This is a genomic window from Hallella faecis (assembly GCF_018789675.1).
GTDB classification, from domain to species: Bacteria; Bacteroidota; Bacteroidia; order Bacteroidales; family Bacteroidaceae; genus Prevotella; species Prevotella faecis.
The window spans coordinates 69,456-93,618 of sequence record NZ_JAHKBE010000002.1; the positions used below are offsets into that span (position 1 = coordinate 69,456).

The following is a 24,163-nucleotide window of genomic DNA, read 5'->3' on the forward strand; positions in this document are numbered from 1 at the left end:
AGATGGTTGAAAATAGACAACAAACTATAGTGAAAACTACACATTTCTTTTCGATGAGCAAACGATGAGGCGAAAATACGCGATTCTCGTTGTGCTTATGTATTCGCCTGACATTCAGACGGTTATCGTTCGAGTGGCCCGTTTCGGGTTCCCGATTCCGTATTTCTTGTTGCGATACATGCCTTTTCCTATGGCGAAAGATGCCTTTCCGAGCCTCGAAACATGCCCTATCGCAGTGCGAAACATGCCCGATCGCACCTCGATACATGGCTTTTCGCAAAGGCGAAGCCCTTTTTGGGGTCTTCCATAGCTTGAAAATGGCTATTTTGTGCTCTATTTCACCCGAAAATCCAGCACAACTTTTTAACCAAAAAACCTTACAGGTGTCAAATTCCCCCAACGTGTGTCAACCGTTGGAAAGCCGCATGTTGGTCAGCGATTTCATCCTCTTAAAATGCGGTGAGATAAGCATCTGTTTACCCGAACCCTATATTTTTATTCAAAATAACTCGTGTTTTACTTTGCACTTTGTAATAATTTTATTAACTTTGAGCGCAAAAGGAGGCTTGGAGCCCGCTTTCATAAGCTCGCACCTTACCTAATGAATTTATCTAAAACAATATAAAACCTTAATTGAGAACTATGAGTTATCTTAGATTCGAAAGAGCGCTGATGACCAACTTGCAAGACTCGTTGGGGAAGGAAATTCTCCGTACGAATCGGTCGGGTGCTTACTCATGCTCCACGATTGTAGACTGCAACACGCGCAAATACCACGGATTGCTCGTTGTTCCAGTCCCCAGTTTAGACGATGAGAACCACGTTCTTCTGTCGTCGCTCGACTGTTCAGTCATACAGCATGGAGCAGAGTTCAACCTTGGCCTGCATAAGTATCAGGGCAACAATTTCAGTCCTAATGGTCACAAGTACATCCGTGAGTTTGATTGTGACAAAGTGCCCACAACCATTTACCGTGTGGGAGGAGTCGTTTTAAGAAAGGAAGTTGTCTTCCAGCATTTTGAAGACCGCATCTTGATTCGCTATACCCTCGACGACGCTCACTCGGCCACCACGCTTCGTTTCCGTCCCTTCCTCGCTTTCCGCAGTGTGCGCCAGTTTACGCACGAGAACGCAGTGGCAAGTCGCGCCTATAGCGAGGTCGACAATGGTATCAAGACATGCATGTATGCCGGTTATCCCGACCTGTTCATGCAGTTCTCCAAGAAAAACGAATTTGTGTTCCAGCCCGACTGGTACCGTGGCATAGAGTATCCGAAGGAGCAGGAGCGCGGTTACGCCTCTAACGAGGATCTGTACGCCCCTGGTTATTTTGAGATGTCGATCCGCAAGGGCGAGAGCATCGTTTTCGCCGCCTCTACGTCGGCTTCGAAGACCAGTGGACTGAAGAAACTTTTCCAGGAGGAAGTGGACGAGCGCTCGCCCCGCGACAATTTCTTCCATTGCTTGGTCAATGCCGCCCACCAGTTCCATGTGGAGGACAAGAACGGCGACGCGTATATCCTTGCCGGTTATCCTTGGTTCAAGCCTCGTGCGCGCGATACCTTTATCTCATTGCCCGGTCTGACGCTGTCGATCGAGGAGTATGAGTTCTTCGAGGCCGCCATGAAGACCGCCGAAAAGGGCCTGCGCGAGTTTATGGAGCAGAAGCCCCTCACGGTGAAGCTCTACGAGATTGAGCATCCCGACGTGCCGCTGTGGGCCATTTGGGCCATTCAGCAATATGCCAAGGAGGCAGGCGTCGACAAGTGCCTGGAGAAATACGGACAGCTCGTTTGGGACATTCTCCATTTCATCAAGGAACAGCAACATCCCAACCTCACCCTTGAGGACAATGGCCTCGTGAAAACCGATGGCAAGCAGCAGGCTGTTACCTGGATGAACTCAACTGCCAACGGACGCCCCATCGTGCCGCGCTCAGGTTTCGTGGTGGAGATCAACGCCCTGTGGTACAACGCCCTGATGTTTGGCGCCGAGCTGGCAAGCAAGGCTGGCAAGCAAGCCGATGCCGACCGCATGGAGAAAGTGGCCGCGCAGGCCAAGGAGTCGTTTGTGGCTACTTTTGTCAACCCGTTCGGTTATCTCTACGACTATGTGGAGGGCGACCTTCGTGAGCAGAGCGTTCGTCCGAACATGATATTCCCTGTGGCGTTCGATTATTCGCCACTCGATAACGCACAGAAGAAGAGCATCATCGACTTCTGCACCCGTGAGTTGCTCACGCCCAAGGGCATGCGCTCGCTCTCGCCGAAGAGCGGCGGCTACAACCCCATGTACGTCGGACCGCAGACGCAGCGCGACTATGCCTATCATCAGGGCACAGCGTGGCCCTGGCTCTTCGGCTTCTACATGGAGGCCAGCATGAAGCTCTACAAGCGTACGCGCCTGAGCTTCATAGAGCGACAGATGGTGGGCTACGAGGAGGAGATGATGTACCACTGCCTGGGCACGCTCCCCGAGCTGTTCGACGGCAACCCGCCTTTCCACGGACGTGGCGCTATCTCGTTCGCCATGAACGTTGCTGAGATCCTGCGTGCATTGGAACAACTCGAAAAGTATAAATATTAATCATAAGGAGGACACGTCTATGAAAGTCTTAATGTTTGGATGGGAATATCCTCCTCATGTGTATGGAGGTTTAGCCACAGCCAATTTTGGTATATCTGAGGGTCTTCACGCACAGGGCGACGTCGACATAACGCTCTGCTTGCCTAAGCCATGGGGCGACGAGGACCGCACCTACGCGCGCATCGTTCCTATGAACTGTGTGCCCATCGCTTACCGCGACGTCAACTTCGACTACGTAAGCAGTAGGGTGGGCAACCTCATGGATCCCCACGAGTATTACAGATACCGCGACCATATCTATGCCGACTTCAACTTTATGCATGTCAACGACTTGGGTTGCATGGAGTTTGCAGGCGGTTACCCGGGCAATCTGCACGAGGAAATCAACAATTATTCGATCATTGCCGGTGTGGTGGCGCGTAGCGAGGAGTTCGACATCATCCACGCCCACGACTGGCTCACCTATCCCGCAGGCATCCACGCCAAGCAGGTGAGCGGCAAGCCGCTGTGTATCCACGTGCACGCCACCGACTACGACCGTAGCCGTGGCCATGTGAACCCCACCGTCTATTCCATTGAGAAGGACGGCATGGATCATGCCGATTGCATCATGTGTGTTTCTGACCTGACACGCAACACGGTCATCAACCAGTATCATCAGGATCCGCGCAAGGTGTTCACGGTGCACAATGCCGTTTATCCGCTCAACGATGAGTATAACGCCATTCCCCGCCCCGACCACACCAACAAGGAGAAGGTGGTAACCTTCCTCGGTCGACTGACCATGCAGAAGGGCCCCGAGTATTTCGTTGAGGCCGCCAATATGGTGCTCCACCGCACACGCAACATCCGTTTCTGCATGGCGGGATCGGGCGACATGATGGACCAGATGATCTACCTGGCCGCTGAGCGCGGCATTGCCGACCGCTTCCACTTCCCCGGATTCATGCGTGGCAAGCAGGTGTACGAGTGCCTGAAAGACTCTGATGTGTATGTCATGCCTTCGGTGTCGGAGCCGTTTGGCATCTCGCCGCTCGAGGCCATGCAGTGTGGCACGCCCACCATCATATCGAAGCAGAGCGGTTGCGCTGAGATCTTGAACAACTGTATCAAGGTGGACTACTGGGACATCCACGCCCTTGCCGACTCCATCTATAGCATCTGCCACAACGACAGCCTGTTCCACTACCTGCAAGAGGAGGGAAAACGCGAGGTCGACCAGATTACCTGGGAGAAGGTGGGACGCTGGATACGCGAGCTCTACATGCGCACGATGCATTGGATTTGATAAGCCTGGCGTCATCGCTCATCAACAACGATACAACAATTATTAACCTTCATCATTAATCATACAAACGTCTCCGAACCGTTTCGGCCCTTAACCGGTTGCGACGACGGAGCGTAAATCTCACAAAGAACAATGAAAAAAATCTGCTTATATTTTGAGATACATCAGATCGTCCATCTGAAACGTTACCGTTTCTTTGATATCGGTACCGACCATTATTATTACGACGACTACGAGAACGAGCGTAGCGTTAACGACACCGTGGAGCGCTCGTACATGCCCGCCCTCAACACCATCGGCAAGATGATCGAGGAGAACGGCGATTTCTTCAAGGTGGCGTTCTCGCTGTCGGGCGTAGGCATTGAGCAGCTTGAGGTGCATGCGCCTCAGGTGCTCGAGAAGTTGCAGGAGCTCAACCAAACGGGTTGCGTGGAGTTTCTCGCCGAGCCTTACTCTCATGGCTTGAGCTCGCTCAAGGATGAGGAGTGCTTCGCTGCCGAGGTGAAGAAGCAGTGTAAGAAGATTAAGGAATATTTTGGCAAGAAGCCTACCGTGCTGCGCAACTCTTCGCTTATCTACAGCGACGATATTGGTATGCAGGCAGCCCAGATGGGCTTCAAGGGCATGCTTACCGAGGGTGCCAAGCATGTGCTGGGATGGAAGAGCCCCCACTATGTTTACCATTGCCCCATGGCTCCCAACCTCAAGCTTCTGCTGCGCGACATCACGCTCAGCGACGACATCAGCTTGCGTTTCAGCAACACCAGTTGGGAGGGTTATCCGCTCTTTGCTGACAACTACATCGGTCGCATCGCTGAGATGCCCGAGGAGGAGCAGGTGGTCAACATCTTCATGGAGCTGTCGGCACTGGGCATTGCTCAGCCGTTGAGCTCTAATATCCTCGACTTCATTCATGCCCTTCCTGTCTGCGCCAAGCAGAAGGGGGTAGCCTTTGCCACACCGTCGGAGGTGTTCGACTCAACAAACAGTGTGGGCGAGCTGTGCGTGCCCGATACGCTTTCGTGGATGGACGAGGAGCGCGACGTCAGCTGTTGGCTGGGCAACCCCATGCAGCGTGAGGCTTTCGAGAAGCTTTACAGCGTGGCTGAGCGTGTGCGCATTGCCAACGACCCGCGTATCAATGTCGATTGGGATTACCTACAGGCAAGCAACAACTTCCGTTTCATGACCACAAAGCCTTCTAACGTGGGATTGGACCGTGGCATCTACAGCAGTCCGTTCGATGCTTTCACCAACTATATGAATATCTTGGGCGACTTCATCACGCGTGTCAACGATCTCTATCCGCCTGAGATCGACAACGATCAGCTCAACTCGCTGCTCACCACCATCAAGAATGAGGGCGACGAGATCATGATGAAGGACCAGGAAATTCAGCGCCTGCAGGCCAAGATCGAGAAGATTGAGGCTGAGAACGACAAGTTGCGCGAGAAGTATGAGGGTAAGGAGGCTGATGCCCCTGCCAAGAAGACTGCCGCCAAGAAAGAACCTGCCAAGAAGGCTCCCGCCAAGCGCGCTCCGCGCAAGAAGGCTGAGCAGAAGGCCGACGAAGCCCTGTAAGGCTTCTCACCCTTAGTCAGTTCATAGTTTTACAATCATAGGCAAGCCCCGGACGAGGTCGGATCACTCCGATTTCGGCTGGGGCTTTATTGTTTTTTGTCTCATGGGTATGTGGCTTCCTCCATGGGCTTGGGTCATCTGAGTAAGGCAGATCTATCCCAAATCGGTCATTAGATTTTAATTCTTGTTAGCGTTTGTTTCGAGCAGGTTGCGACAGGCGCGGTGAAGCCATAGCGGGCTATGGCGAAATGCGACTGGAAGCAAGATGCCGAAAGAAACGCTGACAAGAGTTGAAAAGAAGCTATAAGATCCTAACCTTTCGCCTGTTTCGGTCTAATGACCGATTTGGGTTTATTTCTTTTGTTTTACGATAGGGTATGTATGTCCTGTGCTTTGGGCATATTGGGGCTGTTGCCTTTACTTCATTTTTGCCATAACTTGGCGCCACGCCGATTTGATGGCGGGCGACATGGGCTTGCGGGCAACGAGTTCAAGGGTTCGCTTTAGTTCATCCAACAGTTCCGGCCAATAGCGCATTTGCATGTAGGCGAGCTTCATGCATTGGCTTCGAATGGCGTAGGGTTGGCGCGCGTCGGTCAGGTGGTCTAAGCAATAGTCGATGAAGTCGGTGCGCACTTGCGATTCCTCGAACGGCTGGCGCAGAAGTAGGCTGAGCGTTAGGCGCAGTTTTGTGGCGTCGCTCGTAGCGAGGCAATGGTCAATAAGGTCGTCGTGCTTGGCGTAGAGCCATTCGTTGTCGGCCTTGGCAAAGTGTTGGAATAGCCAAAGGGCGTTGGTTGCCACGCGACGATCGGTGTCGTTGGTCAACGCGTACAGCTCCTCCTTGAACCGATGGTTGTGATCGCCTTGTGTGATACGACACATCTCTTGTATGTCGTCTTTCGTGAGGCGTACAGTGAGTCGGGGGCGTAGCGTTGTCAGGGAAGGTTCGTCTTGTTGGGCCATGGGACTTAATGCGTTTGTTAGGGTTGATGGTTCATAGCCTGAAAGCGTTGCAACACATCGCATCTTCGTGCGTACTCGTCAATCCGTTCGGGGTGATTTGTGGCGTAATCGTTGAGTTCTGCAAGTGCCTTGTATTGTGCCGACTCGGGCCGATAGTTCATCACCTCGTTCCAATCCTTGTCGTATGTGATGCTCATCCACGAGTTGCCAGGAATGTAGGCGTGGACGAAGGCGAGGGCATACAGCGTGCGGTAACGCATCTGCTCGTCTTGGCTATGCTTGCAAAGGTTCAGGTGTTCGATGGCCTGCTTGGCATAGTCGAGCTCCCATGAGCGGGCGCTGTCGCTCACGCTCTTGTAATGGTGGGTGATCCACCAGCAGTCTCCGTAGCACGATGCTTGGAAATAGCGCACGGCCAATTGGTATGAAAGCTCCTCAAGCGGTTGGCCTTGGCGTGTCAGGGCATACTGGCTTTGCAACCGCATCATCTCTTTGCAAAACTCAAGTTTTTTGTTTGTGGTTACCTCATGATACTCATTGTCGGGCGAATAGTATTCGTTGCTGTTGTAATGGATGGGCTGTCGCTTGAACCATCGCACCACATCATAGTTGGTTTGGGCCTCGTAGATGCTGATCGGTTGGTTCGACATAAATTCCGTGGAGAGCTTCTCAAGGTATGGGATGGCCTTGGCAAACGCCCCCTCAGCCATGTATTTGGTGCCGATAAGGTCGTTGAAATACTGGTCGTCCTTGAAGGCGCGCGCCACGGTGTAGCGCTCCAGGGCGTTGTTGGGCGTGGAGGTGACAAAACGATAATATCCCACCAGTTGGTCGGTTTTCATGGAATCCATCTGGCAGAACACCTCATCCCAAGGGCTGTGCCTCATGTATTGGTATTTACTGTAACCCTTTTGCTCTTCGCGTTTGTAAGCCATGGCGTAATAGGCGCTTTCCTCTTGGCGCATCATGTCGCACAAGGCCAAGGCCATGTAGGGCCTTCCCGCTTTGGCGAAGAGCGGCTCCAATCCCTTGTGCACCACCCGGTCCTTCACGTCGGTGTAGTGGTTGTCGTATGCCATGGTGCTGCGCTCAGCCTTGATCATGCCGTCTAACCATCGCATCTCGCCCAGGAGATATGTTGTGTAGGCATCGTCCAGGCGAGCGCTTCGTGTGGTAACCAGCAGGCGTATGGCCCTGGCGTTGTCGCTCATGCGCTGGGTGCCAGCCGCGTTAAGGGCCTGTTCCGTCTCTTCCATGGCTTGTTGCTGGTTGCCCAACAGGTAATCGGTCATGCCTGCTGCTGTCCACCAAAGGCAGGGCGTGGCGCTCTTGCCTTGCTTGGCCACTGTTTTGGCAAACTCCACAAACGCCAATGCCTCATTGCGGAATATGCATTTCGCGTCGATCTCGTTCAGCCATTCACAGTCGTCGCTGTTCTTTGGTTTCTGGTCGAGCGTCTCCTGCACGTTGTTAACGAAGTCTTGCACGAGGTAGTTGAGCGCTGGCGAGTTGGGGTTTTGCGCATAGACGCTCTTGATGCCCGCCAAATTGCGGTAGTTGCCCATCACCCTTTTAATCGAGTTCATGTCGTTGGTCAAGGCATATTGGTCGCATGCTTCCAGACGTTTGCCGCTTTTGTAGAGCGTCCGGGCGTAGATGTTTTGCATGGCCTCGCGCCAGCACGATTTGCCAAAGCGTTTGACATGTTGGTTCCATAGGTTCGCATTGGCCAAGTCGTAGCCCAAAATCATGTTGGCGCGCATCTGCAGCAAGGTGTATTGTTGTCGCAGTTGGGTGCCACGATACGCCTTGGCCGCATTGAGGATGGCCAGCGCTTTCTGCTTGCGTGTGGCCAACTGCTCCTTGGTGGGATAGCTCCAACGGTCTACGGTGAAGAGGTCGCACACATCGATGTATCGGTTGAGCAACTTCAGGTAGGCTGTCATGGCCTGGTCGCCCTTGGTCTGCGCCACCTTGAGCACCTCGCTACGGTGGTTGTTGTAGAACGTGTAGCCTGTGCGATCGTAGTCGTCGGCCGCTATGCGCCCTTTGCAATAGTCGATCCAATATTGGTTGATGTCGGCAAGATAGGCCGGTCCATCCATTGCGTCGCGCCGAAACACGCTAAACATATACTTGTTGTGCGTGGGACCCTCCGACACACAAGCCTGCATGTTACCTGTTGGAAGAACGGCCAGCAGAACGGCCGCGATGATAAATTTCCTCATAGTTGTTTGTGTTAAACCGTTTCAGATTGTTGTTGCTGAGGTCGAAAACGATGATCTCGTCGTTGGCGTCCGACCGTCGTTTCTCCACCGCCCGAACAGCCTCTCTGATGTCGTCCATTGTGGGTTGGCGCAGGCAGACGCTGTCGGTTGGCAGTTGCGGATAGTCGTCGTCGCTATGGAGGATGCCCACAAACTGCCTTCCGCGGAAGAGAACGCGCCATGCGAACACCGGATAGGCAGTGGATAGCGGCAACTTATAATCGTTGAGGCGGCTCAGGTAGGGTGCCGCGTCGCGCATGTTGAGGATGGGCTTGTGGCAATCGGGGTTGGCCACGTCGCCCGTGTTGTACATCATGAGTACCCCGCGGTCGGCGGGAGGTGGTGCCTGCGACAGTTGATGCAGCCTTATGGTGGACGACAAGCGCATGTTGTGGCTGTGGCATAGCCGGAGCATCTCCGCCATAAAGAGGTTGTAAGCGTGCCGTGTGGAGGCGGTCCAGTCGCAGTCTATCTGCATTTCCTTTACGCCCTCCACGTCGTTTGTGGCATTCATCTGCTTCACTCGCGCTACGATTCGCTGGGCCAATAGCCTGTTGTCGCCGCGCAAACACTCAGGCATGACAAACACCGTAGGCACGATTTCCACATCGTTGGGGGGCAGTGTAAGAAAGCGAAGGGTAGCGTTGGGCATGGGCTGACCGCTCCTGTCGGCCACCACATCGAAGTATCTCACATACATTCGGCTGATGTCGTGGCGGGTCAGGAAGTTGCGCTTGGCGCTGTCGATGTCGAACTGTGTGGCCCAATAGTAAACTGCGCGAACGCTTGGCCGCTTCCCGCTCTTATGGCTGCAGGCCGAAAAGAGTAGGAGTGTGGCCCATAGCCATAGGAATAGGATTGTTGTCTTTCGCATAATGCTTTGCCTTGATGTTATGCGGTGGGTGCTAAGCCACCGTTGGCGCACCTGTTTGCTTGCCTGTTATGTAGCAATGGGTGCCGGGGTGGTTGTGGTTTCTTCATCTCTTGGCAACTTGTGGGGTTATGGAATATAACTAATTTTGTTTCAGTTGACAAAGTTATTGAAGTTTTGCGTCTTGCGCAATACCGAAATACAGATAATTTGTTTTTAGACTGATAATTAACTGTTTTTTTGATAAAAAGCATTAGGTCACGCTAAAAGTCTATTCGACCTAACGCTTTGTTTTTCTTCTTTCTTTCCTCAATCTGATTCGAAATCCAGACCACAGACACCAAACTTGGCAAGAGTGCTTCATTCCGTGAGAGTCAGAAGGTTGTAGATTGCTGATATCGAGAGTCCCTCTCAGCAGACCGCCGTTCCAGTTGCTGAACTCTTACTTTAGATTGTTGCGGTTTTTTATTCGGTTTTACTTGTGGTCTCAACCGTGCCCTATTCATTGGGCAGCGCTGCCCTTGGTTTTCGCAGCCCACGAACTCTACGGACATTCTACTGACCTAAAATATAAATAGGTAGCAATCCATGCAAACGTCAGCGCAAAGGACCATTGAACCCACTTTACCATCAAATCGCAAATTCATAGAAAATTAACATCCAAGTATAGGCAGCTTATCATTATTCTTTGTATCTTTGCATAACAAAAGGCAATATCTAATAATTATTTAATGCTTATGAAGAAAGTTTTACGCATGACACTGGTGCTCATCATGGCACTGGTAGCCAATGTTGCCATGGCTCAAAAGGTGGTGACATTCACAGCGGGTACCGACAAGGGTAGTCAGGGAACCGTATCCGTGGCAGACAATGTTGCGAAGGATGGCATTAGCATCTCTTGTGACAAAGGTGCTTTTGCAGCCAAGCAGTATCGTTTGGGACAGGGGTCAAAAACCACTTTCTCAACAACAACAGGTACCATTACACAGATAGTATTCAACTGCACAGCGAGTGCTGATGCAGAGAAACACGGTCCCAACTGCATCGGAGCAGCTACTGGCAAGTATACCTATGAAGGCATGACAGGCACCTGGACTGGCGCTGCCACGAAAGTGGAGTTTACCGCAAAGGCTCAGCTTCGTGCCAGCTCTATCGAGGTGACCATCGCTCTTGGCGGCGACTTTGTGGCCACTCCTGTCATCTCAGGTGATGCTATCTTCGCCGAGACAACCACAGTGACCATCACGGCTGGCGAGGGTACCACCATCAAGTACACCATCAATGGCGACGATCCCACCGACGACCGTGGCGAGGTGCTCAACTACACCGCTCCTTTCACCATCAACCAAACTACCACCGTGCAGGCTGTGGCTTACAAGGGCGGCAAGGCAAGCGAAGTTGCCACTAAGACCTTCCTGAAAAAGGCACTCAACGGTGAGGGCACAATGGAGAAGCCTTACAACGTGGAGGATGTGATCGCTCTGCAGAAGGCTGGCGTAGCTCCCGCTAAGAACGTGTATGTGGCAGGTATCGTGTCGCAGCCCGCCGAGGCCATTTCGCAGTACAACGACATCAACTTCTACATCTCTGACGACGGCAACACTGAAAATGAGATCATGGCTTACAACAGCAAGTATTTCAAGGAGGCCAACTACACCGACATGAAGCAGGTTCCCGCCAAGGGCGACAAGGTGGTGCTCTGCGGTAAGATCATCGAGTACAACAACATCGTGGAGCTGGGTCGTGGCAACTACCTCGTTTCGCTCAACGGCAAGACCGAGGGCGAGGCTCAGAAGGACACGCTGACATTCACCGCCTCTGAGGCTCTGGCAGCACTCGCTGCCGACAAGCAGCCCCAGGGTGTTTGCTACATCACGGGTACCATCTGCGAGGAGGTCGACACCACAGGCCTTGCCAAATTTGGCAACCTCACTTACAAGATCTCTGACGACGGCACAGCCGCCAACTCACTCATCGTGTTCCGCAGCAAGAGCTTCGATGGCGCCAAGTACACCAAGGACTTCTATCTGAAGAAGGGTGACCAGGTGAAGATTCTGGGCCAGCTCATCAACTACGTCAAGGAGGGTACCACCGAAAAGACTCCCGAGGTGCAGGCCAACAGCAAGTTGATCTCAGTGAACGGCCACACCACTGGTGTGAACCACGTGACCATCGATAAGATGAACGCCAACGCTCCCATGTACAACCTCGCCGGCCAGCGCGTCAGCAAGAACTACAAGGGTGTAGTGATTCAGAACGGCAAGAAGTTCTTCAACAAGTAAACCCCATGGCTCGCGCTGACGGCCAAGCCGCCAACGCCACACCATAACCCCAACAACGCCTGCGCCCCATCCGGTCGCAGGCGTTTGCTTTTTTATGGCATCCGCCACTCCATAGGTCCAACATACCCCCTATAGCCCTACTTGCCTACTGTTGCTCAATTCCCCCAAATCGCCCCTCACCAACAAAAACACGTCCGCTTGCTTTGAATAGTCTTCCTTTTACATTATCTTTGCACTATAACCTAACACACACTTCAACCTCTTTCTACTATGGGCCTGTTCGACAAACTAAAGGGTTTCAACGAAACCGACACGGAGGCTGCTAAGCGGCTTTACGACAAAGCGACATCAGAGTACAAGGCGAAAAACTACTATAGCGCCGTAAGACTCTACGAAATGGCGTGGGACAAAGACCCCGACGTGGGAACATTCTTCAACCTCAGTTGCTGCTATTACTTCGAATGGGGCACTTCCAAGGACGAAAAGCGTTGCTATGAACTGACCCGACACGCAGCCATCAAGGATCATCCAGCAGCCATGAACAACCTTTCGTTCTTTCTGAACACTGGTTATGGTTGTCAAGAAGACAGGGTGGAAGGGCGCAAATGGTTGGAAAGGGCCGCCAACAAAAACGATGTCAGAGCATGCCACACGCTCGCACACAATCTGCACACAGAGGCCAAGGACGATCCGAAGTTGCTCGACAGATGCCACAAACTGATCACACGGTGCGCAACCGAAAACTTCCAAGACTCGCAGGCGAAGGTTAACGAGTGGTTCGGACCCATCAAGGAGGACGAATGGAATGGCATGACCACCGTCGACATGTATAACCGGGGATGCGACTGGATGAACGGCACCAACGGATTCACAAAGAACCTCACCCTCGCCATTCGTTGCTTCGAAGCAGCTGCCGAGCGAAATCATGCGGGTGCCTATTGCAACAAAGGATGGTGCCTGGAGCAAGAGGGCAAGTACGCACTGGCCAACGAGGCTTACCTGAAGGGGGCTAACCTGGGCAACGCCGCGGCCATGGCGAACCTGGCACAAAATCTGCATAACGGAACGGGATGGCCCAAGGACGACACGGCCGCGCGTCACTACCTCACGATGGCGCAAGAGGCAGGGTCGGAAAGGGCCACAACGATGCTGGCGGAGTTCTTCCCTGATCCCAAAGAGGAGCCGCAACCTATATACAGCGAGGATGCATGCGACGACGAGCCCTCCACATACGACATGGATGAGGAGGACGACGAACTCGACTTCGAAGACTGGACAAACGAGGAGAAGGTGGAGTTTATGACCACTAACATGAACTTGTGCGTAAGGATGGATTTTTGGATAGATGAGTATGACGTGCCACAGCTTGCACAAGAGTTGATCGATGCGGAAGAATACGAGTTGGCACGCAAACTGTTGCGCTCTTGCCTGTCGGTTTGCGAATCCTCCGAAAACGAGAACCACATCGACGAGGTGAGGTTCCTGTTGGCGTGGGTCTACTATCTCGACTACGATGGCAATGACGAATACAACGTCCCTTACTATCGCTTGCGCTTGGCCTATGAGCTCATCATGCTACTGGGAGAGAACCCCAAGCTGTTCGGAATACAAAACCAAAATCTCGCCGATTTCTACGACGTATGTTACCATTTCGGTGACGACTATGATCTCCACAACATGCCTGGTTACCACATCTCTACGTGGTACGGACACCAAGCATACAAGTTCTATTCAAAAGCAGCCGACGACGGCTACGGGTACTCCATGCAGATGCAAGCAAAATACTTGATGAAGGAGCCTTCCGTTGTGCCAAGCAACTATCAGAAGGCCGAACAATTGCTGACCGAAGCCGTAAACAATATACAAGCTCTCGCTTTCTACCTGCTCGGCGACCTCTACTATCATAGCAAATACGGAAGAAGAAACGTAGAAAAGGCTAAGGAATGCTACATCAACTTTATAAACGAGGAATATTGCTACGACAGGTATCCCTACGAATACGGACAGGCTTGCCACAACGCAGCATCGATCCTGATCGACTACGACGGCAGCGAAGAGGCATTGCGTCAAGCGCGTAGCATCCTGAGCGAGGGGCGAAGCCACAGATGGTGCTTCGGCGCCGTCGATCGTCTGTACGGCCGCATGCTCTGTGAAGGACTGGGAGGAGAGCGCGATGTGGCGGAAGGAAGAAGATTGATAGCCGAAGCCTGCGACGACAAGGAGGGGGAAGTCCACTTTTGGACAAAATTGTAAGACGCACTTACACCCACGGCACACTTACGCCTATCATCAAAACGCCTGCGACCGATGGAGGGTCGCAGGCGTTCTGCATATATGGCCAAAGGCCAGCGAAAGGCGCATCACAAGGATGGCAAAAGCATATCACAAGGGTGGTTCGAAGGCTTGCCGAAGGCGGTGCCTGGCAAGATGGGAATGCTTACTCCGTGGGGCCGGTGTACTGGCCGATGAAGAAGATGGTGTTGGTGACGCGTTCGGTAATCATATAGATGAACGGGCGGTTGGCGTGGAACACCACGTGGCGGGGCTCATCGGGCTGATACATCGACATCGTCATGATGGCGGCGGTGACGGCGGCGGCCTTGGTTCCCTTCTCGCTCACCTCAATCTTTGCCTTTTGCAGCATGGTCGACACATACATGGGGGCGTCGGTCATATTGCCGAAATTAGCCTGGCCAGCTTGGAATATCGACGGGGCGCCAAGGGCTGAGATGGGCTGGTTGAGCGGGGTCTCGGTGGTGGTGGAGAAGCGGGGCAGCTTCAGATCGACCAAACACTCGGTCATGTTGGCCTGCAGCTCGGCAAAGTTCTTGGCGTTGAGCTGCTGCGCCACCTCGGTGGTCGACTTGCCCTCGGCGGGCAGGATAACGGTCATCGAATAGGTGCCGTTGCCATAAGGAAGGGTCACGGCAGCGTAATCCTTATTGTCGGCATACATGAACTTATGTTCCTGCTGCATCATGTCGACCTTCTTGATGTCGCGGGTGAAACCGCGGAACTCCTCCGTCTTGGTCTGGCTCTTGTCGAACTTGGAAGCCCAAGTGCCGTTGAAGTAGATGGCGTTCATCAGCACTGCGGTGGCATTGGCGTCGAGCTGGTCAACAATCTTGGGAATCATGCCGTTGGTTTGCTTGGCACACCATCCGTTGATCTTGCTCAGGGTCTTGGGCGACGTGAAATCCATGCTCTCCACCTGTGCCTCGAAGAGGGCCTTCATAGCGGTGGCATACTCGTTCTTGAAAGTCACCTGCTTGTTCACGGTGATGCAGTTGGCTATGTTGATCTGGGTACGACGGTCGAGGGCCGACGCATGATTGATAATCGACTTATAGGCGTCGTTGAGCGTCTGCAGCGATGTGCCGTCCTGCCCCAAGGCCTTCATGATCTCGGCCTGCGTGGCGCCTTCGGCACCATTGGCCAGCATGCCCATGAGGTAGGCCACACTGATGGGCGAAAGAACCTTCGAGGCCATACCCTCCTGGGTGCGGAAAAGGTTGAAGGCGAAGTCGTTGGTCTGGGCCACAGCCTTTTGCTCAGCGTCGCTCAGGATGAGGTATTGCTCATCGAGGTTGCTCTCGATCTTGGTTGCATTCATACTGTTATCCGTCTTCTGATGGTTCTTCTGCGTGGCGCACGAGCCAAGCGTGGTAGCGGCCAGGGCTGCCATAACGGCTGCATGGCCCATGTGTACGATACTTTTTTTCATATTATAACTAACTTGGTTTTGTTTACGATCCATACTTTTCAGCTTGTTCAATTACATAAATGCGCAAAAGGTCGAAATATTGCATGGGATGACTAAATATTTTTGCAAAAATCAACGCAAACACAGTTTTTGATTAAAAAAAACTTACACAAAGCAAAACCGTGATGCTCCCATGGCGCATCGGCCAAAGGTTCATCACGGTTGTTGTTATCCTGGATGGAAAAGGGATCGTGCAGGCTTAGATGCTCTGCAGGAACTTAATGACTGCGGCACGATCGGCCTTGCTGGCATTGTAGAAGTTGAGAGCCGAGTGGTAGGCATGGCTCTTCTTGCTATACATGTGCCACAGGATGGCCTCTTCCTCGCTGCGTGCGCGGTTGTCGTGCAGGCGGTCCTCAGCGCCGGTGTTAGAGTATTCCAGTCCACGTCCCCACAGCGGTGTGGTGCGGCACCATGATCCGTGCACATCGTTCTTCATGTAGAGCTTGTGCTGCATGAAGTCGGAGTAGGGATAGATGGTCTGGTTCTTATATTGCGGCAACTTCTTTCCGGCGAGCATCTCCGGCATCCAGTAGTTGTCGTCGGTTGTTTGCCACTTGGCGCGGTGGCAGCTTGCGCATCCCCACTCATTGAAGAGCTTCTTGCCCTGCTGCACATCGGGGTCGTTGAGGTTACGGGCACGAGGAATGGCCAGTCCGCGGTGCCACACCATGAAGGCGTAGAACTGGTCGGCCGACTGCTCCGGCTGGAACTTGAACCAAGGGTTGTTGAACTGGTTGGTGCCAGGGCGCAACAGGTTGTAAACACAAGCCTTGATGCTGTCTACCGATCCGTCGCCATAGTAAGGCGATGTGGGGTCGTTTTGGATCTTGGCGATCACCTCGGTGTCCTCGCTCATGGCCTTGGCCCATGCGTTGGTGGTGTATAGATAGGGGCGGTCGGGGCGCGACACGTTGGGAATGTTCCACACGGCGTTGGCGCCGTTGGCGTCAGACAGCACGGCACGCGTCAGGGCATAGCTGTAACGCTTCAGCGCCTTGGTTTGTCCGCTCACACTCTTCGTGCCGTCGGCATATTGGCCATTGGCCACGCTGTAAAGGCTTCCGAAGGTTGAACCGTTGTAGAACGAGGGGTTGACATACTCGGCTGGGTCGAGGCCCGCACTGACAAAGTAGTTGTAGGTCTTCTTGTATTGCGCCTTGATCGAATCCTCGGGGATGGCGTCGATGAGTCCCACGCCCTGCAGGCCGATGGTGCTCTCGATGCGCACGGCATAGTTGGTGGGCACAGGGTTGGTGCGGAAAGCCGATGGGTCGATGTGGACCTCAGGATACTGCAGCTTAGGCATGGCGGTGCCGTCGGGGTAGGTGAACTTGCCATCCTTCACATGCTGGGCCCACACATCATTCTTGGCTTCGTTGGTGCCCAGCGTGAGCCACTTCATGTGTATGCCCGTCTCCTCGATGGGCGCCTTAAACGGCTTGGCGGCCTGCGTCTGCGGCATGCCCGTCACCTCGGTGATAAATCCGCCATCGTTCGACAAGCCATCGGAGTTGTCGGCATCGGCACCCGTGGGGTGGTAGATGGCCAAGAGGTAACCATTGCCGTTGGCATACTTGGTGGTGTACTGCGGCATCCATTTTCCATGGCCGTAGTTGGGGTGGCAATCGAAGCACGAACGGCGCACGCTGGCCGGGCCGAGACCCTTGAAGGCGCCCGTGTTCACCGTGTACTGTCGCTCCATGATTTGCTCTCCCTGGAAGAAGAGGTCGAAGAAACTCTTGTTGTTGTCGACAGCTGGCGTCTCGTCTGAGAAGGAGCTCGTTCCAATGTTGTTGGTGGTTCCCAGTTCGCCGCCGGGAAGCCATTCGCTCGCTGCGAAGTTGCCCACAGCCTTGCCCACGTAGGCACCGTCATCGATGCCCGGCTTGTCGCCGTTGTTGTCGTCGGTACATGCGGTCATTGTGAGCGCCGCTGTGGCAGCGAGAAGCATAAGCTGCGGATTGAAATGCTTGTTCATAGGTAATGTTTTGTTTTTGGCCGCATAGACGTGGTCACGTACCCTAAGGCAAATGACCACGTCGCGGGAATGATAGTATAATATAAATATTCGGTCGGATTACTTCACCATGATGTTACGGGCACACCATGTGGCAGCCAGGTTGAGCTGGTCGTCGAGCTCCTGAACGGCGTCGATGCAGGTCTTCACCTGGGCGTGAGCAGGATTGTCGATGAAGGCCACACCGCTGTTCTTGGCCGTCTCCAGGCTGCTGATGGCAGCGTTGAGTGCGTTGTTGAGTGCTTCGTACTCAGGATAGTGCTGCTTCATGAAAGCCATGATAGAACCAGCGGCGGGAGTGCTGACGTTCTCGGTGCCGCGCATGCCATAGAGGCTGTTCTTGATAGAGTAGATGTTGTCCTGATAGTCTTGGAACGAACGCTTGCTGTAAGGCGACTCGATGTAATCGCCGGCGTCTTCGCCCTCTTCGCCCACCTCGGGGTGGCCGGTGGCCACGCGGTAAGCCTGGCCGAGCTTCTGGGTGTAGACCTCCTGGCTGATGCTTGAGCATCCGCCCTTGAAGATGTTCTGCAGGTTGACAGGCCATGACACAAACAGGCTGGTGGTCTGGCCTACGCTCTTCACGGCCTCGCTATACGACACGCCGTCCTTGGTAAGACCCTTGTAGCGTGTGCCCTCAATCACCCAGTTGGCCGAGGTGGTGAGATAGTTCTTCAGTGTGGCGTCGGCGGTCCACTCATAGGCCAAGAGCGTTGTCATGTTGTGTAGGTCGCCAGCCACAGCGGCTGCGAAAGCAGCTTCCTGAGTGGTCTTCACGGTGCGCAACTTAGATTGGTTGTCCTGCCAGTCGTCGCCCTCCTGGTTCAAGCCGTCGCCCGTTTCATACTCGGCCATGAAGGCGTCGAGCGTGCGGTTCTGGCCGTTGCGGAAGAGCACAAACTCAAGACCGTGGAAGCCCATGGTAGAATCGAACTGGCCGTTGCTGGTGTAAACAAATCGGGCAGGGTTCTCGCCCGTGATGCCAGCGATGACTGTGGGACTCGTCAGCGCCTCGGCCAACTGCGTCTGGTCGAGTGGCCATGAGTCGATGTGCGGGTCGATATCATCGTTGGAGGCTGCTCCATAGAGGAAAGCCTCGCTCTGCTCCCAATACTTGCGTGCGTTCTTAAACGCCGTGCAGGCAGCGTCGATGTCGGTCTGTGTCAGAGTTCCCGCCAAGCGCTTGGCGTAGAGGTTCTTGCAGGTGTCGTCGAGCGTGGCGGCAGCGGCTTGCAGGTCGCGGTAGGTGGGGTTCACCACATCGTTGACGTATTGGCCCACGATGTTCTCAAGGGTAGAGGCGCTTGCCTCAACGGTGTTGTCCTCGGGATCGTCGCTGCTGCACGATGTGAAGCCCATGCCCATCATGCCAACGGCGGCGAAGAGCAGAGCGTAGTGGAAAATCTTTTTCATGAGTGTTGTGCTTTATTTAATGTTTATGAAAGTTTGTTGTCTTTTTTAGAGGAAGAACCCCTGGTAAGCAATGCCGATATTGACGGCGGGCTCATCGTTGTAGCCGCTCTTCAACTTGCGGTAGTTGTACTCGGCCTTGATGGCAATCTGCGGAATGGGGTAATAGTTGACACCTGCCGCGAAGATGTTTCTGTTGGTCCATTTCTTCGAGGGCGCATTGACGTACGAGTCGTAGTACTCGTAGTGGCCAAAGACATACAGTTTCTTGTTGTCCTGACGCAGTTTGGGAATCTGCGAGAAGATGTCGTATCCCACTTCGACCATTGTAGCGATGGCGTGGCTCCCGAAGTATTTGCCGTTGCCGCGCTCGTAGGGCGTCACACCGCTTTGCGCCGTGTTGGGGTAGGTAAACTGGGTGATGCGGTTGGCGTCGGTGACGTAGCCATAGTCGATGTTGCCGCGTGCAATCCAGTTGTGGGCGTTGTAGGTGAAGTCGAAACTGCCCAGGTATACGCTTCCCTTGATGTTTTTGCTCGAGCCATACTCCATGTCGTGGGGCACGCTGTTGTGCATGGCCTGACCATAGTAGGCGCTCACACCGAGGCGAAGGCCGGGCACGCTGTAGTTGTCGATGCGGGCCATGACGCCATACTTGTTGGCCGGCTCAAACTCGAAGGGGCTATGCGAACCTTTCTGAATCCAGTTGGCGCGGCTGAAGTGGAAGGCGTCCAGTCCGGCGATGAACTGGGCCTCGTAGCGCCAATCCTTGATGCGGCCAAAGACGCTCACACCCGTCTGGTGCCATGTGGACGGTAGGATGGTGTTTTCGCCCTCGGGGCGGTACACGGTGAAGAAGTTGAGAGGCTCGTGGTGGGCGTTGACCAATCCGAAGGGCACCACGATGTGTCCGGCGCGTATGTTGAGTGCGCGGCTGAACGTCTTCTGCAGCCAGAACTGCTCGAGCTCCACCTCGCCACCTTTCTCCTGCTCGTTCTCAAACTCGATGGCCTCGTCGGCCTCATACTCGATGGACGAGCCGGTGCCACCGTGCTCAAACTCAATCTCGCTACCCATCGACCAACCCTTTCCGAAGTCGTAGCCCAGGTAGATGACGGCATGGGGAATGTCGAAACGGCCATGGCTCGGGTCGTTCTTATAGGCCGATGGCTTGGTGTAGCGGTTGCCGTTGTCGCTGTAGAAGTTGCGGCTGAAAGCAGCCTCGCCATAACCGCCTACGCTCAGGCGCTTGCCGCCGGCATGGTTCAGCACCGAGTCGGCAGTGCTCACTTGGGCCTGGGCGACGGTCAGTCCGCCAAGAACCATCATGCCTGTGAGCAATCCTAATTTCATTGTGTTCATATAATTATTGTATTGTTTGTTTTTCCTTCTGTAGGGTGCCACCCCTGACGAAGCCGCGCTTCTTTTCGACTGCAAAAGTACGGATTGTGCTTTTTTTACACAATACCCAAAAAACGTGAAAATGAAATGCTGGCAAAACAGGTGGTAGTCATAATTTGTAATTAGAGGAAAAAGAAAAAGTGCAGATGTTGGGTCGCAATCCCGCTGTCAACCAGCCGTCGACAACCCTATGGGGTGGGTCGCGAAGCCAGTTGTCGGCAAGAGAAGGTTACCGTCACTGCACTTTTTGTCCTTTTCTTTGTTAGTCTCTACCAAATGGAACCAACCCATGTTGGTCTTTCTTTCCACTCATCCAAGGCCGTTCTGATGACACGGCCTTATGGTGTGGCAAGTGGTTTTTGATGGTTGCAAAGTTAGTAAGGTTTGACAGAATCAGCAATACCTATTAGTGGGTAATGAGAGACTATCCCCATAAGTAGGTATTTTGACAAGTTGGAACCAAAAAGTGGTGACAAACTGTTGCTGGTCTCATGAAAAAATAGTTATTTTGCAATCGAAAAGATATTTATCAAGGTGTAGACGATGAAAATTCAGAAGATGTACGAACCCGATGACAAGCTCATCAACATCATCGGCGACAATTATAACATACTGCAGGCCTTGGGCTGCTTTGGCATCAACCTGGGCTTTGGCGACAAGACCGTGCGCGAGGTTTGTGAAGATCAAAAGGTGGACACCTACACCTTTCTGGCCGTGGTGAACTTCAGCGTCAATGGTTATCGCGGATTCGACGACGCCCACCGCCTGTCGGTGCCCACGCTCTTGCAATACCTCAAGGCCAGCCATGCCTATTACATCGATTTTGAATTGCCGTTCATCCGCCGCGAGCTCGAAGAGGCCCTCGATGAGAACGACAACCTGGCCCGACTCATCCTCAAGCTCTATGACGAGTATGCCCATAGCATCGTCAACCACATGCGCTATGAGGAGAAAACGGTGTTCCCCTACGTGGAGAAGTTGGAAGCGGGAGAGGCTCCCAAAAACTACGATATCCACATGTTCTCGAAGCATCATGAGCAAACCGACGTCAAGCTGAGGGAGCTGAAGAACATCATCATCAAGTATCTGCCGTCAGACGGATTGCGTAACAACCAGTTGTCGGCTACGCTCTACGACATTTACAACTGTGAGGACTGGTTGGCTCAGCACGCCCAGGTGGAGGATTACATCTTCATACCCGCCATCCGCGAACTGGAGCGGCGCACCAAGCAAGACGACGTGACGGTGAAAATCTCAAACATGATCAGCCAGAACCCCGACTCGCAAGAGAAGCTGTCGGACCGAGAGAAGGATGTTATTGTGGCCTTGGTGCAAGGCATGAGCAACAAGGAGATAGCCGACCATCTGTGTATCTCCATCAACACCGTGATTACCCATCGTCGCAACATCGCCCGAAAATTGCAGATCCACTCAGCCGCCGGACTCACCATCTACGCCATTGTGAACAACTTGGTGGACATCAGCACGGTGAAGCTATAAGAGCAGGACAACAAAACAGGCATAAAACGAGAGCCCTTATATAATAAAAGGTGAAAGAAAGGGTTGTCATAGAACAGACGTATCATAGTAAAACAAAGAAGTAACGGATGGAACGCCCAAAGATAGCTGTGGTGGATCCCAACACGCTCGCCGTGATGGGACTGCGCCAAATGTTGCAAAACGTAATGCCCATCATGACCGTGGAGGCTTTCGGCTCCTTTGACGATCTGCTGATGCACGACCCCGAGCGGTTCGTGCATTACTTTGTGGCACAAAGCGTGGTGCTCGAGCATCGCCCCTTTTTTCTCGACCGACGCCATAAGACCATTGTCACCACACTCTCGCAAAATCCGCAGACACAGTTGAGCTCGTTCCATAGCCTCTGCATCAACCAACCGGAAGAAGACCTGGTGCGCGATTTGCTCCACCTGGAACAGGGCGCCCATGCGGGTGGTCGCAACCTGCCGCCCATGCCGAAGGCGCTGGCCGAGAAGGTGCTTAGCGACCGCGAGATTGAGGTGTTGAGCCTTGTGGCACAGGGAATGATCAACAAGGAGATTGCCGACCAACTCAACATTGGCCTTACCACCGTGATCAGTCACCGAAAAAACATACAGGAGAAACTCGGCATGAAGAGCGTGTCGGCCCTCACCATCTATGCTGTGATGCACGGATACGTAGACATCAATCATATTTAGTGTTGTTGTTCCCTAACCGCTCGTTGCCCAGATGGAGGACAAGGGCGCATTGCCGATGTGGCCCCATGTGCGCTACCGCTGACCATGACGTGGTATGGGGCACAAAAAAAATAGCCTTTCCCAATGGTTGCGGGAAAGGCCTTATTGTTTGTTGTTGGTGGTGTGATAACGCCAGAAAGGCTTCTCTGCCCTATTGGGGTGCTGTTACAACAAGGGTGCGAGCAGGTGGGCGAACCATCCGCGGAAGCGTTGCCAAGGCGTGCGCCATTGTTTCCATTTCTCAGGAGTGAGTAGGAACGATTGGCTTTTCTCGCTGTCGAAGAGGCGATTGAGCTCGTTGGTGGTGCATGGGTCGATGATGACGGCGTTCTCTTCGTAGTCCCATGAGAGACTGCGGGCGTTGAGGTTGGCCGAGCCCACGGTGCAGAAGCGCCCGTCGACCATGATGACCTTGGTGTGGTGGAAGCCCGGCTTGTACATCCACACGGTGCATCCCCGCTTCATGAGCTTGTGGGCGTTGTAGAAGCCACAGTCGGGTGTGAGCGGGATGTCGCTCCTTATCGATAGCATAATCTCAACCTTTACACCTCGCTTGACGGCGTTACGCAGCGCTTTCTTCACACCATGGTTGAGCGTGAAGTAGGGGTTGATGAGTTTGATGCTGTCCTTCGCCAGGTTGATGGCGTTGGTGTAGAAGTCGCGAATAATCTTGTTGGATGTGTGGGGCTCGCGGTTGATGATGCCCACTTTCTTGTGTCTGGCGGTGCAACAGGTGTCGGGCTTGAGGCCCATGAAGTAGTCGTCGTGACCCAATCCGCGAAAATACTGTGGGCCATGGATGTTTTGCTTCGTAACCTTGTTCCACATGCGGAGGAAGATGGCCTGTAGCGTGTTGACCTCCGCGCCCTGTATGCGGCAGTGCATGTCGTGCCATTCGCCCACTTGGGGTGTGCCGTTGATGTAGTAATCGGCCACGTTCATGCCACCGGTATAGGCTACCAGACCATCGATCACCACAATCTTGCGGTGGTCGCGGCTCCAAATGTCGTTGATGAAAGGAAAGCGAACGGGGTTGAACTCATAAATCTCGATGCCTTTGGCCCGTATGGAGTCGAGATCGGAACGGCGCATGGGCTGATTGTTGCTGATGTTGCCAAAGCCGTCGAAGAGCAGTCGCACTTCTACGCCCTCTTTCACCTTGGGAGCCAGATGGCTGATTAGCAATCGGTTGATGGAGTCGTTACGGAAATTAAAATACTCCATGTGGATGCTCTTGCGGGCTTGGTCGATGGCCTTGAAGAGGTCGTCGAACTTCTCCTGTCCGTTCATGAGCAGCGTTACCTGGTTGTCGTTGGAGAACGTAACGCCCACCTTCTGTAAGTGGGCTACCATCAAAGAATCGCTCGTCTGGGCCTTTGCCGTCGAAGGAACCGACAGGATTAGACCCAGAAGAGCAGTAATGAGAAATGTTGTCATGTATTCTATTTATTCGTTGTTCAGGCCCAACGCTGTGTGCCTGCGCCCCATCGG

The 24,163-nt window shown here is 53.5% G+C and carries 15 protein-coding genes; 7 read left to right on the plus strand and 8 right to left on the minus strand.

The features are described 5' to 3' along the window. Positions 1-642 precede the first annotated feature (642 nt). The 3 genes from KM934_RS00915 to KM934_RS00925 all read left to right on the plus strand — a co-directional run bounded on the left by KM934_RS00915 (position 643) and on the right by KM934_RS00925 (position 5,455). Positions 643-2,586 carry a glycogen debranching enzyme N-terminal domain-containing protein gene (locus tag KM934_RS00915; protein WP_215758726.1) on the plus strand — a complete coding sequence of 648 codons (1,944 nt, stop codon included), beginning with the start codon at positions 643-645 and terminating at the stop codon, positions 2,584-2,586. A gap of 19 nt (positions 2,587-2,605) precedes the next feature. Then, positions 2,606-3,874: a glycosyltransferase family 4 protein gene (locus KM934_RS00920; protein ID WP_215758727.1), complete on the plus strand. Its 1,269-nt coding sequence runs from the start codon at positions 2,606-2,608 to the stop codon at positions 3,872-3,874. A gap of 132 nt (positions 3,875-4,006) precedes the next feature. Continuing rightward, positions 4,007-5,455, plus strand: a complete 1,449-nt coding sequence (locus KM934_RS00925) for a glycoside hydrolase family 57 protein (RefSeq protein WP_215758728.1) — start codon at positions 4,007-4,009, stop codon at positions 5,453-5,455. A gap of 417 nt (positions 5,456-5,872) precedes the next feature. Here the strand turns inward: KM934_RS00925 and KM934_RS00930 are convergent, their stop codons facing one another. From KM934_RS00930 to KM934_RS00940, 3 genes are read right to left on the minus strand one after another with little or no spacing between them, the layout of a single operon-like run. Beyond that, entirely contained in the window at positions 5,873-6,421 is a 549-nt protein-coding gene (locus KM934_RS00930) for a hypothetical protein (RefSeq protein WP_215758729.1), read from the minus strand. A gap of 17 nt (positions 6,422-6,438) precedes the next feature. Next, positions 6,439-8,649 carry a hypothetical protein gene (locus tag KM934_RS00935; protein WP_215758730.1) on the minus strand — a complete coding sequence of 737 codons (2,211 nt, stop codon included), beginning with the start codon at positions 8,647-8,649 and terminating at the stop codon, positions 6,439-6,441. Further along, positions 8,597-9,562 (minus strand): hypothetical protein, encoded by a 966-nt coding sequence (locus tag KM934_RS00940; RefSeq protein WP_215758731.1) that lies wholly within the window; start codon positions 9,560-9,562, stop codon positions 8,597-8,599. The genes KM934_RS00935 and KM934_RS00940 overlap by 53 nt, the downstream gene beginning before the upstream one ends. 734 nt (positions 9,563-10,296) lie before the next feature. Between KM934_RS00940 and KM934_RS00945 the strand changes: the two genes are divergently transcribed. Both KM934_RS00945 and KM934_RS00950 read left to right on the plus strand, forming a co-directional pair. After that, a complete protein-coding gene (locus tag KM934_RS00945; RefSeq protein ID WP_215758732.1) occupies positions 10,297-11,841 on the plus strand; it encodes a chitobiase/beta-hexosaminidase C-terminal domain-containing protein in 1,545 nt (514 codons plus the stop codon). A gap of 270 nt (positions 11,842-12,111) precedes the next feature. Then, positions 12,112-14,094 (plus strand): tetratricopeptide repeat protein, encoded by a 1,983-nt coding sequence (locus KM934_RS00950; RefSeq protein WP_215758733.1) that lies wholly within the window; start codon positions 12,112-12,114, stop codon positions 14,092-14,094. A 184-nt stretch (positions 14,095-14,278) separates the two neighbouring features. On the opposite strand, the gene KM934_RS00955 is transcribed toward KM934_RS00950, so the two are convergent. The 4 genes from KM934_RS00955 to KM934_RS00970 all read right to left on the minus strand — a co-directional run bounded on the left by KM934_RS00955 (position 14,279) and on the right by KM934_RS00970 (position 20,387). Continuing rightward, positions 14,279-15,565 (minus strand): serpin family protein, encoded by a 1,287-nt coding sequence (locus KM934_RS00955; RefSeq protein ID WP_252344833.1) that lies wholly within the window; start codon positions 15,563-15,565, stop codon positions 14,279-14,281. A 238-nt stretch (positions 15,566-15,803) separates the two neighbouring features. Beyond that, positions 15,804-17,585: a di-heme oxidoredictase family protein gene (locus KM934_RS00960; RefSeq protein WP_215758734.1), complete on the minus strand. Its 1,782-nt coding sequence runs from the start codon at positions 17,583-17,585 to the stop codon at positions 15,804-15,806. A gap of 99 nt (positions 17,586-17,684) precedes the next feature. Beyond that, entirely contained in the window at positions 17,685-19,037 is a 1,353-nt protein-coding gene (locus KM934_RS00965) for an imelysin family protein (protein ID WP_215758735.1), read from the minus strand. Between the two features lie 45 nt (positions 19,038-19,082). Then, positions 19,083-20,387 carry a hypothetical protein gene (locus KM934_RS00970; protein ID WP_394369475.1) on the minus strand — a complete coding sequence of 435 codons (1,305 nt, stop codon included), beginning with the start codon at positions 20,385-20,387 and terminating at the stop codon, positions 19,083-19,085. Positions 20,388-20,978: 591 nt separating this feature from the next. Between KM934_RS00970 and KM934_RS00975 the strand changes: the two genes are divergently transcribed. Further along, positions 20,979-21,935, plus strand: a complete 957-nt coding sequence (locus tag KM934_RS00975) for a LuxR C-terminal-related transcriptional regulator (protein WP_215758737.1) — start codon at positions 20,979-20,981, stop codon at positions 21,933-21,935. A 107-nt stretch (positions 21,936-22,042) separates the two neighbouring features. Further along, a complete protein-coding gene (locus KM934_RS00980; protein WP_215758738.1) occupies positions 22,043-22,633 on the plus strand; it encodes a response regulator transcription factor in 591 nt (196 codons plus the stop codon). Between the two features lie 204 nt (positions 22,634-22,837). Here the strand turns inward: KM934_RS00980 and KM934_RS00985 are convergent, their stop codons facing one another. Then, positions 22,838-24,109: a phospholipase D-like domain-containing protein gene (locus KM934_RS00985; protein ID WP_215758739.1), complete on the minus strand. Its 1,272-nt coding sequence runs from the start codon at positions 24,107-24,109 to the stop codon at positions 22,838-22,840. Positions 24,110-24,163 lie beyond the last annotated feature (54 nt).

Coding starts and splice junctions, on each gene's coding strand:
- KM934_RS00940 (WP_215758731.1), bottom strand. CDS start 9,562: ATGCGAAAGACAACAATCCTATTCCTATGGCTATGGGCCACACTCCTA.
- KM934_RS00970 (WP_394369475.1), bottom strand. CDS start 20,387: ATGAAATTAGGATTGCTCACAGGCATGATGGTTCTTGGCGGACTGACC.
- KM934_RS00945 (WP_215758732.1), top strand. CDS start 10,297: ATGAAGAAAGTTTTACGCATGACACTGGTGCTCATCATGGCACTGGTA.
- KM934_RS00975 (WP_215758737.1), top strand. CDS start 20,979: ATGAAAATTCAGAAGATGTACGAACCCGATGACAAGCTCATCAACATC.
- KM934_RS00965 (WP_215758735.1), bottom strand. CDS start 19,037: ATGAAAAAGATTTTCCACTACGCTCTGCTCTTCGCCGCCGTTGGCATG.
- KM934_RS00955 (WP_252344833.1), bottom strand. CDS start 15,565: ATGAAAAAAAGTATCGTACACATGGGCCATGCAGCCGTTATGGCAGCC.
- KM934_RS00960 (WP_215758734.1), bottom strand. CDS start 17,585: ATGAACAAGCATTTCAATCCGCAGCTTATGCTTCTCGCTGCCACAGCG.
- KM934_RS00920 (WP_215758727.1), top strand. CDS start 2,606: ATGAAAGTCTTAATGTTTGGATGGGAATATCCTCCTCATGTGTATGGA.
- KM934_RS00935 (WP_215758730.1), bottom strand. CDS start 8,649: ATGAGGAAATTTATCATCGCGGCCGTTCTGCTGGCCGTTCTTCCAACA.
- KM934_RS00915 (WP_215758726.1), top strand. CDS start 643: ATGAGTTATCTTAGATTCGAAAGAGCGCTGATGACCAACTTGCAAGAC.
- KM934_RS00925 (WP_215758728.1), top strand. CDS start 4,007: ATGAAAAAAATCTGCTTATATTTTGAGATACATCAGATCGTCCATCTG.
- KM934_RS00930 (WP_215758729.1), bottom strand. CDS start 6,421: ATGGCCCAACAAGACGAACCTTCCCTGACAACGCTACGCCCCCGACTC.
- KM934_RS00950 (WP_215758733.1), top strand. CDS start 12,112: ATGGGCCTGTTCGACAAACTAAAGGGTTTCAACGAAACCGACACGGAG.
- KM934_RS00980 (WP_215758738.1), top strand. CDS start 22,043: ATGGAACGCCCAAAGATAGCTGTGGTGGATCCCAACACGCTCGCCGTG.
- KM934_RS00985 (WP_215758739.1), bottom strand. CDS start 24,109: ATGACAACATTTCTCATTACTGCTCTTCTGGGTCTAATCCTGTCGGTT.